The organism is Pararhodospirillum photometricum DSM 122, from assembly GCF_000284415.1.
Lineage (GTDB): Bacteria > Pseudomonadota > Alphaproteobacteria > Rhodospirillales > Rhodospirillaceae > Pararhodospirillum > Pararhodospirillum photometricum.
The window spans coordinates 3578153-3600529 of sequence record NC_017059.1; the positions used below are offsets into that span (position 1 = coordinate 3578153).

Annotated in this window: 18 protein-coding genes and 2 pseudogenes; 8 read left to right on the forward strand and 12 right to left on the reverse strand. The window is 62.4% G+C overall.

Annotated features, from left to right (window positions below; genetic code table 11):
• Positions 1-2: 2 nt before the first annotated feature.
• A pseudogene (locus tag RSPPHO_RS15870) lies at positions 3-413 on the reverse strand (transposase); the annotation flags it as partial.
• A gap of 220 nt (positions 414-633) precedes the next feature.
• Here RSPPHO_RS15870 and RSPPHO_RS15875 point away from each other — a divergent pair.
• A complete protein-coding gene (locus RSPPHO_RS15875) occupies positions 634-2625 on the forward strand; it encodes an nSTAND3 domain-containing NTPase (RefSeq protein ID WP_051013948.1) in 1992 nt (663 codons plus the stop codon).
• Between the two features lie 117 nt (positions 2626-2742).
• Here RSPPHO_RS15875 and RSPPHO_RS15880 read toward each other — a convergent pair whose 3' ends face one another.
• From RSPPHO_RS15880 to RSPPHO_RS15920, 9 genes and pseudogenes are all read right to left on the reverse strand, one after another.
• On the reverse strand, positions 2743-3777 hold the full coding sequence (locus RSPPHO_RS15880) for a hypothetical protein (protein ID WP_041795958.1): 1035 nt from the start codon (positions 3775-3777) through the stop codon (positions 2743-2745).
• Positions 3778-3870: 93 nt separating this feature from the next.
• The gene (locus RSPPHO_RS18200; protein ID WP_051013949.1) at positions 3871-5139 is read right to left on the reverse strand and encodes an AAA family ATPase; all 1269 of its coding nucleotides are present in this window, start codon (positions 5137-5139) and stop codon (positions 3871-3873) included.
• The gene (locus tag RSPPHO_RS15890) at positions 5136-5570 is read right to left on the reverse strand and encodes a type II toxin-antitoxin system VapC family toxin (protein WP_014416226.1); all 435 of its coding nucleotides are present in this window, start codon (positions 5568-5570) and stop codon (positions 5136-5138) included. Before RSPPHO_RS15890 ends, RSPPHO_RS18200 begins: the two co-directional genes overlap by 4 nt.
• Positions 5570-5869, reverse strand: coding sequence for a ferritin family protein (locus RSPPHO_RS15895; RefSeq protein ID WP_041795963.1), 300 nt, complete (start codon positions 5867-5869; stop codon positions 5570-5572). The genes RSPPHO_RS15890 and RSPPHO_RS15895 overlap by 1 nt, the downstream gene beginning before the upstream one ends.
• 219 nt (positions 5870-6088) lie before the next feature.
• A pseudogene (locus RSPPHO_RS21355) lies at positions 6089-6400 on the reverse strand (IS5/IS1182 family transposase); the annotation flags it as partial.
• A 511-nt stretch (positions 6401-6911) separates the two neighbouring features.
• Positions 6912-7829, reverse strand: a complete 918-nt coding sequence (locus RSPPHO_RS15905) for a family 2A encapsulin nanocompartment shell protein (protein WP_014416228.1) — start codon at positions 7827-7829, stop codon at positions 6912-6914.
• A 423-nt stretch (positions 7830-8252) separates the two neighbouring features.
• Positions 8253-8543, reverse strand: coding sequence for a DUF1318 domain-containing protein (locus tag RSPPHO_RS15910; protein WP_041795965.1), 291 nt, complete (start codon positions 8541-8543; stop codon positions 8253-8255).
• A gap of 45 nt (positions 8544-8588) precedes the next feature.
• The gene (locus RSPPHO_RS15915) at positions 8589-8786 is read right to left on the reverse strand and encodes a YnbE family lipoprotein (RefSeq protein ID WP_014416230.1); all 198 of its coding nucleotides are present in this window, start codon (positions 8784-8786) and stop codon (positions 8589-8591) included.
• A gap of 249 nt (positions 8787-9035) precedes the next feature.
• Positions 9036-11021, reverse strand: coding sequence for an intermembrane phospholipid transport protein YdbH family protein (locus RSPPHO_RS15920; protein ID WP_014416231.1), 1986 nt, complete (start codon positions 11019-11021; stop codon positions 9036-9038).
• Between the two features lie 114 nt (positions 11022-11135).
• Here RSPPHO_RS15920 and RSPPHO_RS15925 point away from each other — a divergent pair, with 114 nt between their 5' ends.
• Positions 11136-11732, forward strand: coding sequence for a Panacea domain-containing protein (locus RSPPHO_RS15925; protein WP_014416232.1), 597 nt, complete (start codon positions 11136-11138; stop codon positions 11730-11732).
• A 56-nt stretch (positions 11733-11788) separates the two neighbouring features.
• On the opposite strand, the gene RSPPHO_RS15930 is transcribed toward RSPPHO_RS15925, so the two are convergent.
• Positions 11789-13060, reverse strand: a complete 1272-nt coding sequence (locus RSPPHO_RS15930; protein WP_041795966.1) for a class I SAM-dependent RNA methyltransferase — start codon at positions 13058-13060, stop codon at positions 11789-11791.
• Between the two features lie 152 nt (positions 13061-13212).
• Entirely contained in the window at positions 13213-14283 is a 1071-nt protein-coding gene (gene dusA / locus RSPPHO_RS15935) for a tRNA dihydrouridine(20/20a) synthase DusA (protein WP_014416234.1), read from the reverse strand.
• 232 nt (positions 14284-14515) lie between these two features.
• Between dusA and RSPPHO_RS15940 the strand changes: the two genes are divergently transcribed.
• The 6 genes from RSPPHO_RS15940 (at position 14516) to RSPPHO_RS15960 (ending at position 21831) form a co-directional block, all read left to right on the forward strand.
• Positions 14516-15934, forward strand: coding sequence for a methyl-accepting chemotaxis protein (locus RSPPHO_RS15940; protein WP_014416235.1), 1419 nt, complete (start codon positions 14516-14518; stop codon positions 15932-15934).
• Positions 15935-16173: 239 nt separating this feature from the next.
• On the forward strand, positions 16174-16815 hold the full coding sequence (locus tag RSPPHO_RS15945) for a YitT family protein (RefSeq protein WP_014416236.1): 642 nt from the start codon (positions 16174-16176) through the stop codon (positions 16813-16815).
• 98 nt (positions 16816-16913) lie between these two features.
• Complete coding sequence (locus RSPPHO_RS21605; protein WP_197535618.1) at positions 16914-17711, forward strand: AarF/UbiB family protein; 798 nt, start codon at positions 16914-16916, stop codon at positions 17709-17711.
• Entirely contained in the window at positions 17668-18237 is a 570-nt protein-coding gene (locus tag RSPPHO_RS21610) for an AarF/UbiB family protein (RefSeq protein ID WP_197535619.1), read from the forward strand. Before RSPPHO_RS21605 ends, RSPPHO_RS21610 begins: the two co-directional genes overlap by 44 nt.
• A gap of 479 nt (positions 18238-18716) precedes the next feature.
• Complete coding sequence (locus RSPPHO_RS15955) at positions 18717-20294, forward strand: methyl-accepting chemotaxis protein (RefSeq protein WP_242390714.1); 1578 nt, start codon at positions 18717-18719, stop codon at positions 20292-20294.
• Positions 20295-20553: 259 nt separating this feature from the next.
• Positions 20554-21831: a hypothetical protein gene (locus tag RSPPHO_RS15960; protein WP_041795972.1), complete on the forward strand. Its 1278-nt coding sequence runs from the start codon at positions 20554-20556 to the stop codon at positions 21829-21831.
• The last annotated feature ends 546 nt before the right edge of the window (positions 21832-22377 follow it).

The window sequence follows — 22377 nt, forward strand, 5'->3', positions numbered from 1 at the left end:
CGAAGATAGCCGCCTTCCTTCAGCTTGGCGTCGAACACCGCGAACAGCTTCTCGATCGCGTTGGCCTCGGTCAGCGTCTCGCGGAACAGCCAGATCGTCTTGGCGTCCGGCGCCTTGTCCGCCAGCCCTAGGCCGAGAAAGCGTTTGAACGTCAGGCGGTCGTTGATCATGAACTCCGCCTGATCGTCGGACAGGTTGTACAGCGCCTGAAGCACCAGGATCTTAAACATCAAAACCGCGTCATGGGGCGGACGGCCGCCCCGGGCTCGGTCGCTGCGGTTCAACGCCTTGTCCAGCCGGTAGCGGAACGCCTCGAAGCTCACCACCCTCAGCAGCTTCTCCAGCGGGTCGCCCGCCTTCGACAACTCCGCATACCGCTCTTCAAGATCGAAGAACCCAGGCTGCCGACCCATCGTTCCCTCCAACACGGCCTGGGGCTTATTGAATCAGCAGACACCGCTCAGAGCCAGGGTTTTTCGAGGTGTCCGGTCGGTTGAGACATTTCTGCCCTCAAAGGATGGCGGGCGCGATGGTGCATTTCTCGGTCGTTGGTCCAACGGAGATTCAGCCGGTCGCTCGACAATCCAATGCAAATTCACGAGCAAGGCGGATGCCCCACTAAGCCTGAGCGCCGTGAAGGGCGAATTGACCAAGGCCGGAAAGCTTGCAGCCAGAGGTTTGGCTGAAGACTACATCCTCCTCACAAACCACGGCGTATCGGGTACGCAGGCGTACGCAATCGCTGCCGCGTTCGAAGCGGTGGGCGTGAAGAACTGTGTAATTCTTGGGCGTGACTGGGTAGCACAACAAATTCGGGAATCGTCACGGCTACGGGTGATGGTGCCGAGAGTCTATGGATTGGGAGATCTTTCCCAGATCCTTGATGAGCGGGCCTATGCGCAATCTCGCGCGGTCCTGAGCGCACTTGGGGACGATCTGGCATGTTTCGTTGTTACAGATGCGCATCGTCAAAGCGTGGACGCGCTACTCGATCATAATTTTGTCTTGCTGCTTGGAGATCCAGCTTCCGGCAAATCGACCATCGCGGCGAGCCTCGCTTTGGGGGCGCTTGATCATTGGCGCGCGCCGACGATCCGTGTGACCAGTCCTGAAGACATCATGCGGCATTGGAATCCCGATGACCCCAAGCAGTTCTTCTGGATAGATGATGCTTTCGGCGCCACGCAGTACCAACGCCATATTGCCGATGCCTGGAATCGGCAGATGCCCCTGATGGCCGCCGCGTTGCGCAAGGGCGCCCGATTTCTACTGACATCCCGCACGTACATCTGGCGATCAGCCCATCGTGATCTCAAGACCGGCGCGTTTCCGCTCTTCGACAAATCGCAGGTGGTCATCAATGTCCAGGGCTTAGCGACCGCCGAAAAGGCCCAAATCCTGTACAATCACATCAAGCGCGGTGATCAGCCTGCTTCGTTCAAGAAGGCCATCAAGCCACACTTGGCGACGCTTGCGGAAGATGCGTCTTTTCTTCCTGAGACAGCTCGTCGTCTCGGTTCGGCATTCTTTACGGAGAAAGTGACACCCGACGAGGAAGGTTTGCTCGATTTCGCACGGCGACCCGTCGATTTCCTGAAAGACGTGTTGCGTAATCTCGATCGGGGCGAAGCGGCCGCAGTCGCACTGATTTTCATGCACGGCGGGCAACTTGCGTCACCGATCGAGAATGATGATCGTATAGCGTTGATCACGGAACTTCTGGGCGTCACCGCCGCCGAAATCCGGCTCGCACTTGATTCACTTCGCGGCAGTCTTGCCCTACTCGTCGATACGACCGAGGGTCCAAAATGGACGTTCAAGCATCCGACTATCGGCGATGCCTATGCTGCGCTCGTCGCTAATTCACCCGAATTGACAGAAATCTACTTGCGCGGCGCAAAGTTCGAACGGCTGCTTGAGGAGGTCGTGTGCGGCGGGGTCGAGTTACGTGGTGCGAGCGTGCGGGTCGGCCCTTCGCTGTATCCGGCGCTTCTCAACCGTTTGCTCGTCCATCCCATTGACTACCGCATACGCTATTTTCTCGGTCAGCGCTGCGACGCTGCATTCTTGCGGTTGGTGGTGGACCAAGTGCCGGCTGTTCTTGATCTTCGTCCGGGCGCGTTTATGGCGTACTCCTCCGAAAATCGACTGTTGGCAAAGCTGCATCAGGCGAAACTCCTCCCCGAGGAGAAGCGCCTTAGCTTGGTCGAGCACATCGTCGATACGACCCTCACAGTCCCCGATGGCGGTATTTTTCGTGACGAATCCCTGCGTTCGCTCATGACTGATGCCGAGTTTGAAGATCTCCTGATACGAGTAAGGGGGGACGTTATTGATCGGCTCGACACCCACATTTCGGATTGGAAATCGAATTGCGGTGATAGCGACCCAGATAGTCACTTCGATGAGTTATCGAGCTTGCTGGGCGGTGTCGAGGACGCGCTTCAGATCGACGACTCCGACCGCGGTAAGATCGATAGTGGGAGAATCGCGATTGGAAAAGCAATTGAGGATCTGAATGAAGCCCGCGAGCCTGACATTGAAGATCGAGTGGAAACACCCGTCGGCCGAACGGCCAACGCACGCTCCAACATTCAGTCAATCTTCGACGACGTTGATCGCTGACGAGAACCGTGTGCGGCGTTGTTCTGGCAAGGCTTGGCGGATGCACATGCGTGCCAAAATAATCCCATCGCAATCGGCCTCGGCGAGGGCCGCCTTGGCATCAGCGGTAAACAATGCTCATGCCAATCCGGTCTGAATTCCACCGTCCAGGATTTGGCTGACAGGCGCGATCATGAGGCCGTCCTTTCCGACGAGCGCGAGATCGCCGATCCGTTCTTGCTGTTGCGGCACAAGGGGCTGTCCTTGGAGGTACGTAGAGAACAATTCTTCATCCAGGCCGACGAAACGAACGAGCCCAGGATCGGGAAGGAGTTTCGACAGCTCGTTGGCCTGATCGAGGTCAAGATCGAGCGGCCCAAACGGCGTAATCACCACACCCGAGAAATGGCGCTTCTGATCGTCGCCCTGCACCCGCACGCGCCGACGCGGCGTCAGGATTTTTCCATCCTCTCCGTCGGGCTTCAATAACCCGAGACCAATCGCTGTTTGTGCGACGTGGGTGCGAGCGACGGCCTGTACCAGGTCTTCGATCTCCTCCGGCGTCGGTTGCTCTCCCTCCGTTTCAGGGTCGAGCACATAGAGATAGGGATCACGCGACGGTGACGCCAAACCCCATCGCGACATGACGGCCCAACCTTTCACGCTCTTGGAACGCCAGCGCAGACCGCGAACAGTCGGTGTACGCTTTTGCACACGGACACCCGTAATTTGTCCCTCTGCTGTCTTGATCGGACCAGGTTTACCGCCGCGCGTGGCATTGCCCTTTTGATGCGAACCTTTTGCCTCGCCGATGGCGAGTTCGCCTGGTCGGGCGCATATCCAATCAGGCATTTCTGTAAGCGAGCGCGGTTTCCGGCTGACGCGCCAGTTTGGCGAGAGGTGGAAATTGTCGCCATCGATGGCGGCGAACCAGACGAAATCATGGTTGAGCTGGAGATAGGCGCGCGCGAAGAAGCGTCCGAAGAGAGCGGAGAACGCACGGCGCATTTCCGTACCGCGGCCTGGCCCCTGTTCGCGCCAGACGAGATTGGCGCCCGGCTCAAGCAGATCGTCGAGGAATGCAAAAAGCGACGTCGCTCGCGGCGCGGTCTGGAGAATTTCATTCCATGCGCATCGCGCGACGTCGTCCATGTCGAAGGACATCTGACTCATGGGACGACCGCTTGGCATCCGCAGATGGGCAGGGCACGCGCCTGGAGGATCGATGATGTAGCGTTGGGATCTCGTGCTCATTCCGGGGTGGGCCTATAAAAACGAATGCACGGTCAGCGCGCCCGCGACGCTGGAGCCGACCCATTTCTCGGCGTCTGCGGCCTTGAGGTCGATCGCATCGGTTTCGTAGTTGACGCAAACGAGCGTCTGGACGGCTGGCTCGTCGAGCTGTGTCAAAGCCTCCACGAGACGGCGCTTGTTGTCGCTATCTAGGCCCAAAAACAGGCTGGAATCCACGATGATCATCCAGGGCGTCGGCCTTGGGTCTGCCCGGATCATTCGGAGAAGGACGTCGAACAGCGCGAAGCTATGTTCGGAACCAGCCAATCCTCCTGTCTCATAAAAGAAATCACTGCCGGCGGAGCGGACCTCCGCGCGATACTCGCCGATCCGGCGAATTCGCGATCCGAAGGTCGAGCTGCAGAACAACTCTTCGCGCAGCGCGTCCCAAACCTGATCCTCGCTCATTCCAAGCTGCGGCGCGAGCGCGCGCAGATCCCGACGAAAAGGGTCTTTGATCCGGTTGGGTTTCAGGCTTTGACTATCCAAGTATACGATGTTGAACAGCGATCGAGGCCAGTGCGCCGCCACGTTCCCGTTCACCTCTATATGAAGCCGGGTCTGATGGAGTTTCGGGACACGTTTGAGGGCCACAGGCTCTTCGCTGAGCCGCACGGTTGTTCTCGCGCCGTTCACTGAGACGGCCGCCTCGATCGTCATTGACGGGGAGCCAGCCCCGAACAGGCGCCAGCGCTTGCGGAAATTCTCGAAGTTCGCGCCGCCTGCAAAGGCCGCAATGCTCTCGCAAAGACTGGATTTCCCGGAACTGTTCAGTCCGAAAACGACATTGTGCCGACCAAGGGAGATGCTGGTCCGTTGGCGAAACGGGCCAATGTTCTCGATAGAGACGTTGGTGATCCCGTGCTTGAGCAAGCTGTCGGCGCTGGCAATGCGCGCGAAGACCCATTCTTGGTGTTGCGATTTCCAGCGCTTCAGGTCGATGGCGGTGTGTCGGCTGGCATTGTCGTCAATCTGTTTTCCGTGGAGCTGGCACATCCAGATGCCGTTGGCCTCGCTCGCGCGTTCTTCAGATGTGAGGTTGCCGTCGTAGCGCGGCCCTCCTGCCGACGCGGCTGTGATGTGCGCGCCCACTCCAACCATCGTGAGGCCTGACTTGCGGTCTTCGGACGGCCCAATCGTCAATTGGCGGCAGTCGGGGTAGGAGCAGATGTATCCGGCGCGTTGCGCCATCAACCTGAGCGTCGGCTTCGTGAAATCGTCGCGCGCGCCTGTCGAGGTCATAGGTGACCTGATGCGCGCAGCGGATTGATGATTGTTACGCCGGCAAAGTCTTTCTCATTATCGGTGACGACGATGCATCCGTGAGCCTCGGCGACGGCGGCGATGATCGTGTCGAGCGCGCTGCGGGGCCGACCCTGCGATTTTCCCTCCGCCATCAGGCGCGCCCAGATCAGGCCGGCGTTTTCGTCAAAGGAGAGAATGCGGCCCGCGAAAAGTTCCTGGGGCCCCTCCGGTCCAGAGAACCATGCCTCAAGCTGATTGCGGCGTTTGCCGGCCGGCTTCTGCAGAACACCTCGACGGATTTCGGCGACGGTCAGCGAGGCGATAAAAAGGTCTTCGTCGTTTTGTTCCCCCATCCATGCGAGCAAGGATTCCGACGGGGCCGGCTTCGCGATGTCGCTGATGATGTTGGTGTCGAGCAGATAGCGCATCAGATTTCGACGTCTCGCCCTTCTTCACGGACTCGGACGAGATCGAGGTCCGCGCCCACGAGAGGGGAGCGTCGTAGCGCAGCCAAGATTCCACCCTTCTTCGGCGGCTCGCCGCCGATGGTCTGGCTTACTGCCGCGCGGAGACGCGACGCCTCTGGGCCGTCTTCCGCAAGGCGACGGGCCAAGGACCGGATAAGGTCGCGATCGGCATCCCGCGCCAGCACTTCAAAGCGCGCCAGACCGCGCTCGCTCAAGCGAGATCGATAGTTTTGAATGGCACGTTTTTGCGAGCTGCCCACGGCTACCTCCTAGATATTTCCAGTAATATAGCCGCACGGCACAATTTTTTCAAGGATGCTCTGAAAGGCGAAGGCGCAGCCTCTCGGACACCTCGAAGAACCGAGTTTTTGGACGGTTTGGATAGGAAAACGGGGCGCCCGAGCTGAGACTGGGGGCTATTTCGGTCTGAATTCCGTGGTATTTGGGCCGTTACGGCCCCCTCTTCGGCCTTTCGGCCGTCATGCGGGCGCAGTTCTCCCGTCCCACCAGACTAGGCGGCGCATGTTGTAGACGAGATTGGCCATGCCGATCTTGGTTTTGGCCCTGGCGATGCCGATGGTGCGGACGAAGAGGGCCATCGGCCCTTTCTGGCACGCGAAGACATGCTCGACGGCCGAGCGCACCTTGGAGCGGGCGGCGTTGGCCTTAGCGTGGGCCTGTGACAGTGGTTTGCCCGGTGCCCGGCGAAAATGGACCTTCGAGCGCAGCCCGTTCGCCATGAACTCCTCGTTCTTGCGCGAGCGATAGGCGGTATCTGCCCAGAGGCCGGACAGGCCTCCCCCCGGGAGCGACGGTGGCGTGGCGGTGTCGGTGCCTAGGGTGAGGCCGGACGGCAGCGTCCCCGCCACAGGGGCGACGGGTGCCAGCACCGCACCGAGGTCGGAGAAGGGCAGAGCCGGCGCTGTCGGCGGGGTCAGCGGGATCCCCGCTCCCCCCAAGGCCGGGGGCGCGGGCGAGGCCGTCAGCGGCGCCCCACTCGCCGGCGCAACGTCGAGCGGCCAAGCCTCGGGAAAACTCACAGGTAAACCCGACACCAGGGCCTGGAGTGCGGCCTCGCTGCCAACGCCGGGCCCCGGATCCACGGCGCCGGGGAACGGGGTTGCCCCCGGTCCCGGCCGGCCGTAGCCCCCGAGCGCCGGCCCCACCGAGGGACGCGGCGGCGGCTGAGGCGCGCCGGGTTCCGGCGGCGTCAGCGGCAGCCCGGGCTCAGGAGGAGCCAGGAAAAAGGCATTGGCCAGCCGCGTCAGGGTCGCGACAAAGTCGGGCCCCGCCGGGTCAAGCTCAGGCGTAGACATGGTACTTGTCCACTTCGACGTTCTCCAGCACGCCCAGCGCGTCCTCGGTCAGGACGGCCAGCGAGCAGTAGAGCGAAATCAAGTAGGACGCGATAGCCTTCTGGTTGATGCCCATGAAGCGGACCGACAAGCCCATGCTCTGTTCGCCCGGCAGGTTGGGCTGGAACAAGCCCACCACGCCCTGGCGGGCTTGCCCGGTGCGCAGCAGCAGGATCTTGGAGCGGCCGTTTTCGATGCGGACCTTGTCCGAGGGGATCAAGGGCAGGCCGCGCCACGTCAGGAAGGGCGAGCCGAACAAGGTGACGATGGCCGGCGGCACGCCCCGGCGCGTGCACTCACGGCCAAAGGCGGCGATGGTGCGCGGGTGGGCCAGGAAAAAGCCGGGCTGTTTCCAGACCCGCGAGATCAGCTCGTCCAGATCATCGGGGGTCGGCGGCCCGACGCGGGTTGACAGGGTAAAAGCCGGGTCAACGTTGGACAGCAGGCCGTATTCCGGGTTGTTGATCAGTTCGTTTTCCTGCCGCTCCTTGATGGCCTCGATCGACAGGCGCAACTGCTCGGCAATCTGGTTGTGGGGAACGGAATAGAGATCCGAGACCCGCGTGTGAATATCGACCACGGTGTTGACCGCGCTCAACATCAGCTCCCGCGGTTTTTCTTCGTAATCAACAAAGGTTTGGGGTAGGGCTCGCTCGTCGCGTCCCGAGCACTCCACCGCCACCGCCGACGGATCCTTGACCTTGTTCACGCGGAAAATGCCGGCCTCAACCGGCACCCACTCCAAGCACCGCACCAGCCAGCGCGGCGAGATGCTGGTCATCTGCGGAGCGGTTTTGGTGGCGTTGGCCAACTGGCGTGCGGCCACATCACCCAACGCGGTCGGGTGTTCCAAGATCTCGGTCATGGGAACCTCATGGTGTGGGCCGGACCGGGAGCGGGCAAGGTCCCCCCCTGAACCGCTGGCAGACCGGCAACGTGGATGAACCGGAATGACTGTCCCTTAAACAACTCGGGGAAGTTGTCCTGATTCGCCCCCACTATCCTTCTCGAAGGCCACGACTTCAATTAGGAATTTCTAAATACAACAATAAAAATCTCTAAAGTGTTTCGCCCAGAAACAAATTTTTCTAAAAAATCTAGTTTTTCGCGATAATAGAGAACTCTTTTTCTCTGGAAGAGGACTTTTCTTCTAAAGATCTATCGGGTGTTGGGGTAATGCGGGGCTGCTGCCCCGGGCTCCGCCTGGGGCGACCCCAGACCCCTTTTTCTTCTGTTCATGGCTCTCCCCTCCAGGCGGGGTTCGGGGCGGTAGCCCCGTCTCCCCCATTCAGGGGCACGCCGGGTGTTTTTGCCGGAGGGATGCGCCACTCACCGCTTGGACCTGCTCCACCCCTACGCCCTGGCGCTGGGCGGAGTCGCGGTAGATTTGGAGGCGCCGTGCATTGGTGGTCTCCGCCAGGGCCGTGGCCTCGGGACCGCCTGTCAGGACCCGCACCAAGCCGTCTTGCCCCTCGCAGAGGATTCCTTGGGCGCGGGCGGTTTCGAGGTCCATGGCCTGGGCCGCTCCTGCGAGTCCAAAGAGGTACACACCAAGAGCAAGGCCACCGAGGGCTTTCATGCGCAGAGTCCTTTTTCTGGGAGAGAGGGCACCCGAAGCCGCTCGCTAGAAAATGTCGGGATTTGCCTTGTGCAGATCCTGAACACTCTGTTCGAGGCGAATGCGCACATCTTGCTCGATTTTGACATTCAGATCGATGCGGATCGGCTTGTCGGGGGCTTCCACGCGCAGCGTGGGTTGGCAGGCCGAGCTCAACAGCAGGGCCAGGGCAACAGGACCGAGAGACGAGCGGGCCGGGCGCATGGGGCCTCCTGGGCCAGGGGGAAGAAAAAAGTGATCTCCGAGAGTTTGCCTGCCTGATACCGCAGCACGCAGATCCTCGCGAGGCGCCACCGAAGGAAGGAGGAAAAAACGCCCCCCTTATTTCTTCGTCCCTTCTAGTTTGGGGCTGAAAGGGTCCTCTGACAAGAGCTTAGAGTTCACACGAGGGCGGGCTGGGTCCTTGGAACAATAAAGTCGGGGGAGAGATGGCCTTCCCGGATCTCTCCTCTCTTAAGGATGGACCGACGGTGATTGCTGAGATCGCAACCAAGGTTTTAGGCTTTTCAAGCGTTCGGGGAGGGTATAGGCCCGCAACGATTGCCGGATCAATTGGCTTAACGCGCCGTCCAGGGCAATGGTGAGGTGGAAGGGGTAGCCATTATAGAGGTCAGGATTGGCGCCCTCAATCGTGAGACCTCCCTTCAGGCGTTCCTCCAGCGGACCGTCGAGGGTCAGGGAAAGGGATTTGTACTGGAAATTGTCCAGGGCTGCCAACAGCATGTCCAGGCCCTGAGGTCCCGCCGCGATGGCGCCGGGGGAACTGGGCGGGCGGTAGCGCAAGGTGCCGGCTTGGTCGGCGTCGAGCCGGGCTTGGTCGATCCAAAGGGTGCCATCGGCGGCACGCCGCAAGGGGATCTGGCCGCTCAGATGGCCCGAGGCGTCCAGCCCCTCCAGTGCCAGCACGTCGGCGATTTCAGCCAGAGAGACCCGTAAGACCGTCATGGGGAGCGTGAAGGCTCCCCCTTTGAGGGAGAAGGAAACTTTTTGCGCACTCACCGTGCCGCCGGCCAGGACAAAGCGGGCTTCATCAATCGCGAGTTTCCCGCGTCCGTCGAAGCGCATGGTGATCAGGCCGTCCCGCAGGGGCAAGCCCACCGATAGCAAGGCCACACGGGCCTCGAACCAGGGGCTTTGGACGGGCCACAGGCGATCCAGGCGGGTTTGGGCGTTCACACCGGTGACGGGGAGACCAAACAGCAGCCCGTCCAGGGTTTCGAGGCCTAGGGTGAGGGCCGGATGGAGGCCCCGGCGATCCCAGGCGAGGCCGCCCTCGACCCGTAGACCTCCCGTGACCTCGTCCCACACCTCACCAAGGGCCTGATGGAAATCGGTGGGGCGCATCCCCTGCGGGGAGAGGGGCACCACGGTGTTGGCAAGGCGCAGGTCGCCCGTCGCGCCATCGGCCGAGGTCCACCCGCTTACCGTCAGGGCTGGGGCATCGGCCGGGAGATCCACCCGGGCGGTCAGGGCTAGGCGGCGAGGGGCCTCGCCATCGGCCGGTTGTGGCACAAGGTCAACGCGCACGGGGAGGGGGCGGGACGCGCTGTCCTCGGTGCGCCGGGAGGTTTCGCCCGGTAGGCGCTCCAGGCGGGCCGTCACCCGCACCGTGGGCAGGCCCTCGCTCACCGTGACGTGACCCTCCACCCCCCGGGCCTCCCCCCCGCCCAAGCGCACGCTGTCGGCCACGAGGGCCAGGGCCGGCGGGGCTCCGGTCTCGTAGCGGATGTCGAGGCGGGGGGCGGCCAGGGTCAGGGGCCCCCAGGGGGTACCCAGGCGCACCGGGGCTTGGGTCATCACCGCCGCTTGGCCTTGGGTGGGGGTGCCGGTGGGACCGGTTTCCATCAGCGCCGGGCCATCGAGGCGCAACGTCAGGGGGGCCTCCAGGGTCCAGCCGGCGAGGCCCGCCGTTTCCTCGGGCAGCACCCGCACGTCCAGATGGGGGACGCTGAGACGGGGGCCCTCGGCCGGGCTTTCCACTTGCCCTTCGACATGGGCGATGAGCAGCGGCTTGTCCCCCTCGGGGGCCTTCACCGTGATCTGGCCCTCGGTCACGCTCAGACGCTGCGCCGGAATCGCAAGACCCAGGGGGGTGTCGCCGGGGGTCCAGGGATCGATGGTCACCTGCGGCGCCTCGAGAGCAATCTCCCGTACTCGGCCCGTCCACAAGGTGTCCAGAGCCAGCGTTATGTCGAGGCGTCGCCAGCCCAAGCGGCCGTCCGAGGTGCGCGCGTGCTCGATGACAAGGCGATCCAGACCCCAAGTGCTGACCTGGGCCTCAATCGCTGGAAGGCCGGCCAGCGGCAGGGCATGGGCCAACAGCCCCTCGGCGATCGACAAGCGGGTGGCCACCAAGGTGACTCCTCCGGCGCCCAGTCCGACCAGGGCCAGAACCCGGAGCAAGGTATGCGCAGAGGGATGGGGACGCAGGCGGGGCACGACCAGAGGCTCCGGCAGGAGGGTTGCAATGAGTTAGGCGCCCGTGGATAACAGGGAAGACCGCCCGGGCGGAAGCGTCCTCTCGGGCGGAGTGAGCAGCACGAGGCGGGACGCATGACTTCGATCCGATCTCCCCTGGTCGATTCGACCTTCGATGTGGTCAACTGGTTTCTTGACCGCGCCCTCAACGATGGGGAATACCTCCAGCCCCAGAAGCTGCATCGGCTGATGTTTCTGGCCCAGGCTTATTGCGCCGTAGCTCACAACGGGCGGCGCTTGATGCCCGCCGTGTTTGTCGCCGACGCCATGGGGCCTCTCGAGCCCAACGTTTACCGCGCCTTTGAGAACGAACGCCCCTGGATCAGCGAAGTCAAGATGTCCGAGGCGGCCAAGCAGGTTTTGGACAGCATTTGGCGACGCTTTGGCGCCCATTCGGCCGACCATCTCTCGCGGGCTGTGCGCCGCCACCCCCCTTATGTTGATGCCTGGACCGAAGGACCGCGCACCGTGATCACCGAGGAGGCGATGGTGGCCTTCTACGGCCAGTTTCAGGCCGGCAAGACCCCGGCTTTGCGCGACGACCCCGGCGCGGACGACGCCGACGCGGCGCCCGCCCTGGAAACCGTGCTGCGCCCCCGCGTCTTGCGCTCGCACAAGGGCCGCCCCGTCAATGCCATGCCCTGGGTCCCCAAAGCCCGCAAAGACCCCTAAAAGACTCGAGAGGGGTCTGGGGAGGCCTTGCCTCCCCAGCCTTCCTCTTCTCCCCCTTATCCCCGTGTTACCTTGGCTACCACCTCGACATGATGCGAGCCGGTGAACTGATCCACCGGCTGGACCCATGCCACCTCATAGCCCGCCTCCACCAGCACCCGCAGGTCGCGGGCAAACGTCCCTGGCGCGCAGGACACCAAGGCGAGATGAGCCGGCCCCGCCTCGGCCAGGGCCTGGGTCTGCCCTTGGGCGCCGGCCCGGGGCGGATCCAGGACCGCCGCCGTCACTCCTTGCCACTCGCCGCCCGCCAAGGGGTTGCGAAACAGATCGCGGGCCTGCGCCCGGATCCGAGTGCTTGCCCGGGACAGCGGGGCCACCGCCGTGGCCGCCTCGTCGTAAGCCTCGACCTGAAGTCCGGTCGCCGCCAGGGGCACACTAAAGGTGCCCACGCCGCAAAACAGATCGACCACCCGGCTGCCCGGGGCTAGGCCGGCCAGGGCCTCCAGCACCAAAGCCACCAGATGGCCCTCGCCTTCGCGGCTGGGTTGCAGGAAAGGGCCGGGCGGCAGCCGGAGTTCCTGCCCGCCCAGGGTCAAGGTGGGGGCGCGACGCTCGGCCACCGGATCCACCGTGCTTTTGCGACGCAGGGCAACGCGGGCGAAATCGGCCGTTTGCGCGAGCGCCACCAGGGCTTCGCGGACCGCTAGATCCGGGCCCCGTGGCGCGTCGATCACCACATCTACCCCGGTCTCGGTTTCGGTCAGCAGGGCCTGGACCTCTTCACCCGGTTCCAGAAAGTCCCCGGCGTGGTGACGCAGCACGGCCAGAGCTTGGTGCAAGGCGGGGGTGGGCAGGCAGCAGCTTGGGGTGTCAATCAGCCGCGAGGAGGCCCGCTCGTGAAATCCGGCCACGCCGCCGGCCTTGCGCCCGCGCAGTCCCACGGCCAAGCGCCGACGCGTGCCCAGGCCGACCGAGAGCAGCGGCCGCACCATGACATCGTCAAGACCCCGATGGGCCAGGGCGCGCTCGACCTTGGCCCGCTTCCAGGTGGCCTGCGCCGCCGGATCCAGGTGGAGCAGGTCGCAGCCCCCGCACTGGGCGGCATGGGGGCAGGGGGGCGCGACCCGGTTGGGGGAGGGGCTGAGAACGCTCTCCAAGGTGGCGGCCCAGCCGTCGCCCCGGCGCGGTCCCGGGATCAGGCGGATCTCTTCGCCGGGCAAGGCGCCGGGCACATAATAGTGCCGACCGGCGACCGGTTCGGTCACCCCGTCGCCCCGGTCGCCTAAAGAAGCGACGTGGGCGGTGATGGCGGCAGGGGGACGGCTCATGAGGGATCTCCTGGGGAAAAAGACTGGGGAGGCGCGGCCTCCCCAGACCCCGCATTCTGTTGAAGTCCCTCGGACGAGGCCAAGTGCCAAACGACCGAGGGGTCTGGGGAGGCCGCGCCTCCCCAGTCTTCTCCTTTCTCTTTTCCGAGATGTCACGTCCTCATTTCGTCGTGCGACAGCCGCTCCACCTGGGCCAGAGCCGCCAGCAGGACCCGGGCATCGGTCCCGGGGCGGAACGCCTCCTCGCTTAACACCCGGCGCCAGCCCCGCGCCCCAGGCACGCCATGGAACAGGCCCAGCACATGGCGGGTCAGGCGGGTGATAGGCTCGCCGCGCGCCACCAGGGCCTCGCCGTAAGGGATCAGGGCCCGCACGATTGCCGCACGGTCGGGGACCGGGGTTTCGGCGCCAAACACCCGTTGGTCAGCTTCCGCCAGAATATAGGGCGTTTCATAGGCTGCCCGCCCGATCATCACGCCATCGACCGGGGGCAGGCCCTCGGGCGTCTGGCCCTCGGTCAGGGCCGCCAGGGCCGCGTCCAGGCTGGTGATGCCGCCATTCAAGACGATCGTCAGGTCGGGGAAGTCGGCCTTCAGCCGGTGGACCACGTCATGGCGCAACGGTGGGACCGTACGGTTTTCCTTGGGGCTCAGGCCATGCAGCCAAGCCTTACGGGCGTGGACGATGAACGTCGTGGTTCCCGAGCGCCGCACGTGGTCCACAAAGCGGGTCAGGTGGTCGTAGGTATCAAGGTCGTCAATGCCGATGCGGTGTTTGATGGTCACCGGCAGGCCCGGCACCGCCTCGGCCAAGGCGCTCAGGCACTCGGCGACCAGAGCAGGCTCGGCCATCAGGCATGCCCCAAAGCGGCCCTTGCTCACCCGGTCCGACGGACAGCCCACATTGAGATTAATCTCGCAAAAGCCCCAGGGCCGGGCCAGCCGGGCCGCATGCGCCAGATCCTCGGGGTCGCTGCCCCCCAGTTGCAGGGCCAGCGGGGCTTCCTCGGGATCGTGCCCCAGGAGCCGCTCGGGATCACCGTGGCGCAGGGCTTGGGAGGTGACCATTTCAGTATATAATAAAGTATGGCGGCTGATCTGGCGCAAGAACCAGCGATCATGACGGTCGGTCCAGTCCATCATGGGCGCCACGCAAAGGCGGTGGGGCGTGGAGGGCAACACGGTCTTCCTGGGGTTAACGGGAGAGAGGCGTGATGGTGTCATGGGGCGCAGGGGCTTGTCACGGCGGGAAACCTGGAAGGGATGAGGCGATGTGGTTGTTGATAGTGAAAATCATCCCCCTGTAAAGCGGCCCCCCGGTTCCCCATCGTTGATGGTTTATGGGGGGAAACTTCCTCGAAAAAGTTGATTATAAGAATGAAAAACTCTCCCTTGATGCGAGAGAGATCAGTCTTTATTATCATTTTATGAAAAAGGTAAGGCAAGGAACAGGTGGATGATGGGGCAGGGAAGCCTTTTATCATTGTTTCGCTCTAAAGGGGATCAATCAACTCTGGGGTTTGACCCCTCCCCGGATCCCCTTCAGGCAGAGCATGCCCTGGCCCGCCAGCAGATACAGGTGATGATTGATGGCCGGTATGTTGATGTGCACGGAGGAAGCCTGGAACTGACGCGCGAGATTGCCCTGCTCTCGGACAAACTGTGCAGCGCTCTTGAAGCCCACCTGGAACGATCGGTTCTCCTTTCCATTAACGTCAACTCAACGGTGATCGCCGCCGCCGGGGCCAAGAAAGGACTGGTGGGGACCTTGGAGCGGGTTCAGGCCATGGCGGCCGCCTCCGAGGAAATGTCCTCGGCCATCGAAGGAATTGCCGAAGCCACCACCACCACCGCTGTCGAAGCCCAAGGCGTGTTCGATCTGGCCCGCGACAGCCGCCGGGACTCCGACCGGGCCATTCAGGCGATGGACGCCATTTCCTCGGCCGTGCGCGACGCCTCCGACAAGGTCGGCGCCATGGCCGAGGCGTCGGCGCAGATCGATAGCATGGTCACCCTGATCAACGATATTGCCAGCCAGACCAACCTGCTGGCCCTTAACGCCACCATCGAGGCGGCCCGGGCCGGGGAGGCGGGCAAGGGCTTTGCCGTGGTCGCCTCGGAAGTCAAGAATCTGGCCAATCAGACCTCGCGGGCGACCGAGGATATTCGTCGGCGTGTTGAGGCCCTGCGGGAAGAAACCCATAAGATCCGCACCTCCATGGCCGCGGGCTCCGAGGCGGTCCTTCAAGGGGCCGGGGTGATTACCGCCACCATTCGCTCCCTTCACGACATCGAACACCGGGCCGAGGCGGTCAGCCACGGGGTTGGCGAGGTGCTCGATCTCTTGGGGCAGCAACGCTCCGCGTCCGGCGAAATCGCCGAGGGAGTCACGTCCATTGTTGCGCTCGCGCACGAAAATGTAGACGAAATAGAGAATATCCTTAAAGCCATTGATCGCTTGGAAAAATTGACAGAGGAGCAGATCGAGGTTCTCGCCAGGACGCCGTTCCCCGCCCGCGACCTCCTGCGCGCCAAGGCCGACCATATGATTTGGCGCAAGCACTTGGCCGACATGCTGGTCGGGCGCGTCACCCTGAACCCCCGCGAGTTGTCCGATCATACCACCTGCCGCCTGGGTCACTGGTACGCCGCCGCGCCCGAGGCCCTCAAACGCACCCAGGCCTTCCGCGATCTCCTGGAACCCCACCGGCAAGTGCACGCCCTCGGTATTCAGGCCGTCGAAGCCTGGACTCGCCAAGACTACGCAAGCGCCGTTGCCCTCGTCCGACAGGTCGATGGCCCTTCCCAAAAAGTCCAGGACCTGCTGGATGCCCTCATCCGCCAAGTGCGCGACGAAGCCGCCGGCCGGCGCTGACGGTTGGGGCTTGATGGGGGGGTACCGCCCCGGGCCCCGCCAGGGGCGGCAGCCCCGCGTTCCCCCATCAAGTCCCCAACCGCTCAAGACAGGCTCTTGCGTATCCTGGGGAGCTTGGGCAACGATTGTGCGGCGCGGAGGCTTTTTTGATAACGCTTTGATTGTTTGTGTATTTTTCTTGCAGCCCGGCGTCGAGGCGCTCACCTTTGGGGCAGGAATGACGCTGCCCGGAGGTCACCATGAGCCACACCATCAAGCCCTTGCTGGAAATGTGGAGCCGCGACCCGGCCCGTCATGCGCCCCTTGAGGATGCGCAGGGGCTGGCCGCCGGATGTTTGATCTCGGCGTTGGGGCTGTCGTTTTTGGCCAGTGTCGGGCTATTGACGGGGGGGATCGCAGGCCTTGCCTTCTTGTTGCATTATGCGACGGGGCTTCCCTTTGGGGTGTTGTTCTTTTCTCTGAACCTGCCGTTTGCCTACTTGGCGTACCGTCGCCTGGGGCCGGCGTTTTGCGGCAAGAGTTTTCTGGCCATCGCCGTGACCTCGGTCCTGACCGACCTTCAGCCCCACCTGTTGACCATCTCCTGGATCCATCCGGCCTGGGCCAGTGTTTTGGGCGGGCTTCTTTTGGGGTTTGGCCTGTTGGCGCTTTATCGCCACCGGGCCAGCCTGGGGGGGATTGGCATTCTTGCGGTCTATCTGCAAGAACGGTTGGGCTGGCGGGCCGGATTGGTTCAACTGGCGTTTGACCTTTCCATCCTGGCCTTGGCGTTCCTGGTCGCCGCTCCGGCCATCGTCTTCTACTCGGCGGTGGGAGCGTTGGTTTTGAATTTGTTTGTGGCCATCAACCACCGCGCCGATCGCTACATCGCCCGGCGCTGATTGGTTTGCGGGAGCCGCTTGTGTGCCTATGTCACAAGGGATGGCGCGTGCGAGAGCTATGCTCGGGCCGTGCCCCTTGCAGACAAAGGACCCCCACCATGACTCAGTCTTCCTCTTCCTCCCGTCCCCTGGCCGTGCCCCGGGGGCCGCTGGTGCGCATGGCTCGCTTTGGGGGGCTGGCCGCGACTCTGGCGGGCAGTGTGGCCGTGAACGGGGCGCGGCAGATCGCCCAGGGCAAGCGCCCCAAGGCGAGCGATCTGCTGCTGACGCCGGCCAACGCCCGCAAGGTGGCGGATCAGTTGGCGCACCTGCGCGGCGCGGCCATGAAGGTGGGGCAACTGCTCTCCATGGATGCGGGGGATGTGCTGCCCCCGGAGCTGGCCGAGATCATGGGGCGGCTGCGGGCCGACGCTCACTTCATGCCAAGCGGCCAGTTGCGCCGGATGTTGAAACAAAACTGGGGGGCGGGTTGGCTTGATCGCTTCGAGACCTTCCCCTTGCAGCCGATCGCGGCCGCGTCCATTGGTCAGGTGCACCGCGCCCGCACGGTGGACGGGCGTGATCTGGCGATCAAGGTGCAGTATCCCGGTGTGCGGCGCAGCATTGACAGCGATGTGGCCAATGTCGCTGCCTTGATGCGGTTTTCAGGCGCGGTGCCCAAGGAACTGGACGTGGCTCCCTTGCTGGAGGAGGCCAAGCGTCAGTTGCATGAGGAAGCAGACTACGAGCGCGAGGCCCGCTATCTCGTGCGCTTTGCCGAGTTGTTGCGCGAGAGCCCCGACTTTGTGGTGCCGGCCTTCGCCTCCGATCTTAGCACCCATGAAGTTCTGGCTATGGAGTTTGTCGAGGGGGGTGCCGATCGAGACCTTGGTGCAAGCCCCGCAGGCGACCCGTGACCGCGTCATGACCGTGCTGATTGGGTTGCTGTTTCGCGAATTGTTCGAGTTTCAGCTCATGCAAACCGACCCCAACTTTGCCAACTACCGCTATCAACCGACCACGGGGCGGGTTGTGCTGCTGGACTTCGGGGCGACACGGGAATTCAGTCCCCTGATGGCGGACCAGTTCCGCCGGCTGATGCATGCCGGGTTTGCGGGGGGGCGTGAGGCGATGCGCGCCAGCCTTCTCGATATCGGCTTTTTTGCCGAGGACACTGCCGTGCATCACCAGCGCCTGATGCTGGAGATGGTCGAGATGTCTTTTGAGCCCCTGAAGCGCCCCGGTGCGTTCGATTTTGCCGATAATGATCTGGCGCTTCGCATGCGCGACGCCGGTCATGCCCTGGGGGCCGATCGGGATTTCTGGCACATTCCGCCCATGGATACCCTTTTTATGCAGCGCAAGTTCGCGGGGGTCTACATGCTGGCGACACGACTTAAGGCTAGGGTTGATTTGCGAGCTGTTCTTGATTCTTGTTTGTGACATCCCCAAGAGGCACCCGTGTAGCGGGTGCATAAGGGAAGCGGCCCAGCCTGTGCCAGAGGGGGGGGAGAGGGCAAAAAAAGGTAAAGGGAAATGTTTGACGCGAGTAATCGTGGCAACAGCTTACCTCGAAGTGTCGAGCAGGTCCCGTAATGCCAGTCCTGGTCAACAAGAAAGGGCCCAAATTCCTTTCGGGGACGTTTACGGGATGGAGGAGGCGGTGTTAGGGTGTTGTTTGGCACTACCCTCTCGCCGATTAACCTTCCCGTCAAACCCTCACCACCCATCGAGCTGCGGGGAGAAGGGGAGTCGGTAGGCGCAACTTGCCCCTTCCGTCCGGCCCTTTTCTCCCCGTGCGTCGGAGACGAAGAATGTTGAACCATTTGAGTGTGGGGCGAAAGCTCGGAATACTCGTTGGCCTGGGATTGATATCAACAGCTCTTATCTCGGTGGTCATGCTGTATGTGGTGCGTGACCAGATGTTGAGCGATCGCTTTTTAAAGTTAAGAGCTGTTGTTGAGATCTCCAAAAACCTAGCACAATCCTATGAAGATAGGGTTGTGGCTGGAGAATTCTCGCGGGAAGAGGCCCAAAACCGCTATCGCGAGGCGATGAACAAGCTTTGGTTCGACGATGGTCAAAGCTACGTCTCCACCGCGACCATGGACGGCACCCTGATGATCAACCCGGCCAATCCCAACTTGGTCGGGCGTAACTTGATGGGGCTGAAGGATGCGACGGGGCGGCTGATTATTGCTGATCAAGTCGAGTTGATGCGCAAGCAAAAAGAAGCAACCTATCGGTTTAAGTTTCAAAAACCGGGGGGCGGCGAGCCTCTTCCCAAAATAAATTATCTGATGCGCTTCGATCCCTGGAACATGTTCATCGCGTCTAGCGTCTACATCGAGGATGTAGACCGTCTCTTCTGGCGAACCACCTTGGGAATCATCGCTTTTGTCGTTGTTCTCCAGGCCGGGGTCGTGGCCGTGGTGACGGCCATCGCCCGCAACATTCGCAGCCCCATCAACACCATCGACACCCGCATGCGGCAAATGGCGGCGGGCGATCTTTCCGTGGTCATTGACGTGCCCGAGCGGCGCGACGAAATCGGCCGCATGGCCGATACGTTGCGCTCGTTCCAGCAAGAGCTGCAAAACGGCGAGGCGTTACGCGCCAGAACGGCCGAGGAGCAACAGCGCCGGCTCGAACGGGCCCTGGAGGTCGAAAAACGGATCGAGGCTTTCGAGGCGACCATTCGCGACGTTTCGGGCCAAGTCGGCAGCGCCGCCAAGGAACTCGAAGTCACCTCCAAAAATATGACCGGGCACTCCAGCCGGACCTCCTCCCAGTCCGGGGAAGCCGCCCAGGTCGCCCAGGTGGCCATGGAAAGCATCAATGCCGTGGCCGGCGCGGGCTCCCAACTCACCGCCTCGATCGAGCAGATCGGCCATCACATGCAGCAGTCCAAGGGCATGATCGAGCAGGCCGTGCGCGAAACCAGCAACAGCCACGAGCAGATTCAGGCCCTGGCCGCCGCCGCCGATCGCATTGGCGCCGTGGTCAAGCTGATCTCTGACATTGCCTCCCAGACCAATCTTCTCGCCCTCAACGCCACCATCGAGGCCGCCCGCGCCGGTGAGGCCGGAAAGGGCTTCTCGGTGGTCGCGAACGAAGTCAAAACCCTGGCCAACCAGACCGGCAAAGCCACCGACGAAATTACCGCGCAAGTGCAGGCGATCCAGGAGGCCACCCGAACCTCGGCCCAGTCCATCGAGGGCGTGGTGGAGACCATGCGCCGGATCGATACCCTGAGCCACGATATCGCCCAGTCCGTCATCGGCCAGCGGGAGGCCACCCAGGATATCGCCCGGCGTTCCCAGGATGTCGCCCAGCGCACCACCTCGCTGTCGGGCATCATCGACGACGTGGCCGAGGCCGCCAAAGATCTCTCGGTGTCCTCGGATACCGTGTTGAATGCGGCTCAAAATCTCCAGCGCAACGGCGATGTGCTCAATGCCGAGGTGCATGCCTTCCTCAACCACGTGCGAGGGACGTGATCGGCGGCGAAAGAAGGGGAGACGACTGGGGAGGCGCGGCCTCCCCAGACCCCTCGGTGCCTGGTTGTGCGGGCAAGGCGATGTCCCAGCGGCATTCACCCGAGTGTCCGGGGATGAGACGCGAAACGATAAAAATACAAATCTGGTAAGGGAAAAACGTTTCCTCCAAGATCGTCGGCATGCCCTTCGAAGGACTCCCCAGCAGGGGATGCCCTCTTTGGTGCAAGAACCCCCGTCAAACGAGCAGGAGGTCTGCCCCATGGATGTCGATTTCGATACTAAAAACCTGACGCTACGCGACTATACAACCTGGAAGGAGCGGGCCGACGCCGCCCGCATTGCCTTCGTTCCCTTCGGGGGAGGGCCGTATTACGGCTATGAGGTGGGGGTGATCGACGCCATGGATGAACTGGGCATTGTTCCCGATGCCTTGTTACCGGGCTGCGTCGGCAATTTCGTCGGTCTGTTCTATCTCATGGCGTTGGTCGAGGGGGGCGCCCCCACCGCCTATATCGACCAATTCTCCAAAGTGGGTCTTATGCGGGAGAAGGACTACCGCAAGGCCCCCATCCCGCCATTGTTTCCTATGCGGGTTGCCGCCTGGATGCGCGGCTTTGCCAGCTATTACATGAGCCCGCAGGCCTATCAGGATCTCTTTGCCCCCGAGTTGTTCCCGGATGTTGTCAAATCGGGGATGGACTATCTCCTGAACCCTACCGAGCGGAATCTGGGAATCTTCACCCGCAATTTTTCAGTGTGGCATCCCCTGATCCGCTTTGGCCTGGGTGGCTACTATTTTGCTCCCATCGGTCCCTTTGGCGAACTCTACGACCCCCAGAACCCGGAGGGGTGGATCGCGCCGGCCATTCAGTGGGGCAATGTGTATAATGACAAGGCGCCCATCTATATCATGAGCCTGCTAGAGGTGGGGAAGCCAACGGTGGTTCAGGCCACCAACTGCATCAACCATCCGGCGTTTGCCCCCTTGGATGGCCGGCGGCTGGCGTCGGGCAGCAATCTGCCCTGGTTGATCGCCGAGACAAATATCAATGGCACTTGGTATCGCGAAAGCGCCGTGCGCGATGTGGCGACCCTGACGCCGGCGGCCCTGGATTCTTTGCCGTCTCTCGACGTCATGATCTGTGTCCAGATCATGGACAGCAACGATACGGGGACGCTGACCCTCAACAACGGCAACCACAACAATTATGCCCTTCAAGTGACCGAGATGATCGCCACCATCGGCGATGACGACATCGAACAGGCCAAGACCCACCTCGTCCAGCAAGGGCGGGATGTGGAGTGGATCGTGATCGAGGCCCAGTCCGATGCCGAGCCCTTCTGGACTGTGGAGAACATGGAGCGCTGCCGGCGGGAGGGCTACGAGATAGCCATGGCGCAGTTTCTGGCCAGCCCCAAACTGCGGGGGCGCCTCAAACCGCGTTCCCGGCGCAACGCCCCCGTGTCGGTGCCCCAGCCACGCCATGTCAGTGTGTTGCATCAGGCGCATCTCGACGCGGGCCGCGGCGGCGCTTGAGGCCGCTTCCCGGGCTTGCCTCGGACTCGAGAGCAACGAGAAGGCTGGGGAGGTCAAGCCTCCCCAGACCCTTTGGCGGTGGCGCGGAGCGCCATGTCGGTTCCCGGGGGCTGCGATGTGCCATGCCCGGGAATCTTTCTTGAATAGCGAGAAAAACAAAAGGGAATTGCCATTTCCCCGGGTGTTAACCGGTCGGGCAGGGGAGGGGGTGATGAACTGAGGGAAGAAGTGTCTTCAGAGTTCTCCCGACACTTGGTCTCAAGACCAGCCCGTGGTCGGGCGAGGTGATCCTTATTCTTGGAGAAGAGGTCCTGCAAGAAGAGCCGCTTTAGCAGACCTGTCATCTTAGAAAAGAAAAAATGTAATGAAATATTTTGCATAGAATTGTACTACGAAAAAGAGTGTCGATCTTAAGAAAAAGCTGGAAAGCGAGAGGGAAGTGGGGCACACTCCCGTTAATGCCCGTTATGGATGATCTTTGATAAAAATGCGCGGAATGATCAATTTAGCGCGATTTTGAAGAAAGATCTTGACCAGCGGTGCGCC

Bases quoted from the DNA above. Each gene is read 5' to 3' on its own strand.
- RSPPHO_RS15925 (WP_014416232.1), top strand. From the start codon at position 11,136: ATGACTTCGATCCGATCTCCCCTGGTCGATTCGACCTTCGATGTGGTC.
- RSPPHO_RS15890 (WP_014416226.1), bottom strand. From the start codon at position 5,570: ATGCGCTATCTGCTCGACACCAACATCATCAGCGACATCGCGAAGCCG.
- dusA (WP_014416234.1), bottom strand. From the start codon at position 14,283: ATGACACCATCACGCCTCTCTCCCGTTAACCCCAGGAAGACCGTGTTG.
- RSPPHO_RS15940 (WP_014416235.1), top strand. From the start codon at position 14,516: ATGATGGGGCAGGGAAGCCTTTTATCATTGTTTCGCTCTAAAGGGGAT.
- RSPPHO_RS21605 (WP_197535618.1), top strand. From the start codon at position 16,914: ATGACTCAGTCTTCCTCTTCCTCCCGTCCCCTGGCCGTGCCCCGGGGG.
- RSPPHO_RS15960 (WP_041795972.1), top strand. From the start codon at position 20,554: ATGGATGTCGATTTCGATACTAAAAACCTGACGCTACGCGACTATACA.
- RSPPHO_RS15905 (WP_014416228.1), bottom strand. From the start codon at position 7,829: ATGACCGAGATCTTGGAACACCCGACCGCGTTGGGTGATGTGGCCGCA.
- RSPPHO_RS15910 (WP_041795965.1), bottom strand. From the start codon at position 8,543: ATGAAAGCCCTCGGTGGCCTTGCTCTTGGTGTGTACCTCTTTGGACTC.
- RSPPHO_RS15930 (WP_041795966.1), bottom strand. From the start codon at position 13,060: ATGAGCCGTCCCCCTGCCGCCATCACCGCCCACGTCGCTTCTTTAGGC.
- RSPPHO_RS15880 (WP_041795958.1), bottom strand. From the start codon at position 3,777: ATGAGTCAGATGTCCTTCGACATGGACGACGTCGCGCGATGCGCATGG.
- RSPPHO_RS15945 (WP_014416236.1), top strand. From the start codon at position 16,174: ATGAGCCACACCATCAAGCCCTTGCTGGAAATGTGGAGCCGCGACCCG.
- RSPPHO_RS18200 (WP_051013949.1), bottom strand. From the start codon at position 5,139: ATGACCTCGACAGGCGCGCGCGACGATTTCACGAAGCCGACGCTCAGG.
- RSPPHO_RS15955 (WP_242390714.1), top strand. From the start codon at position 18,717: ATGTTGAGCGATCGCTTTTTAAAGTTAAGAGCTGTTGTTGAGATCTCC.
- RSPPHO_RS15915 (WP_014416230.1), bottom strand. From the start codon at position 8,786: ATGCGCCCGGCCCGCTCGTCTCTCGGTCCTGTTGCCCTGGCCCTGCTG.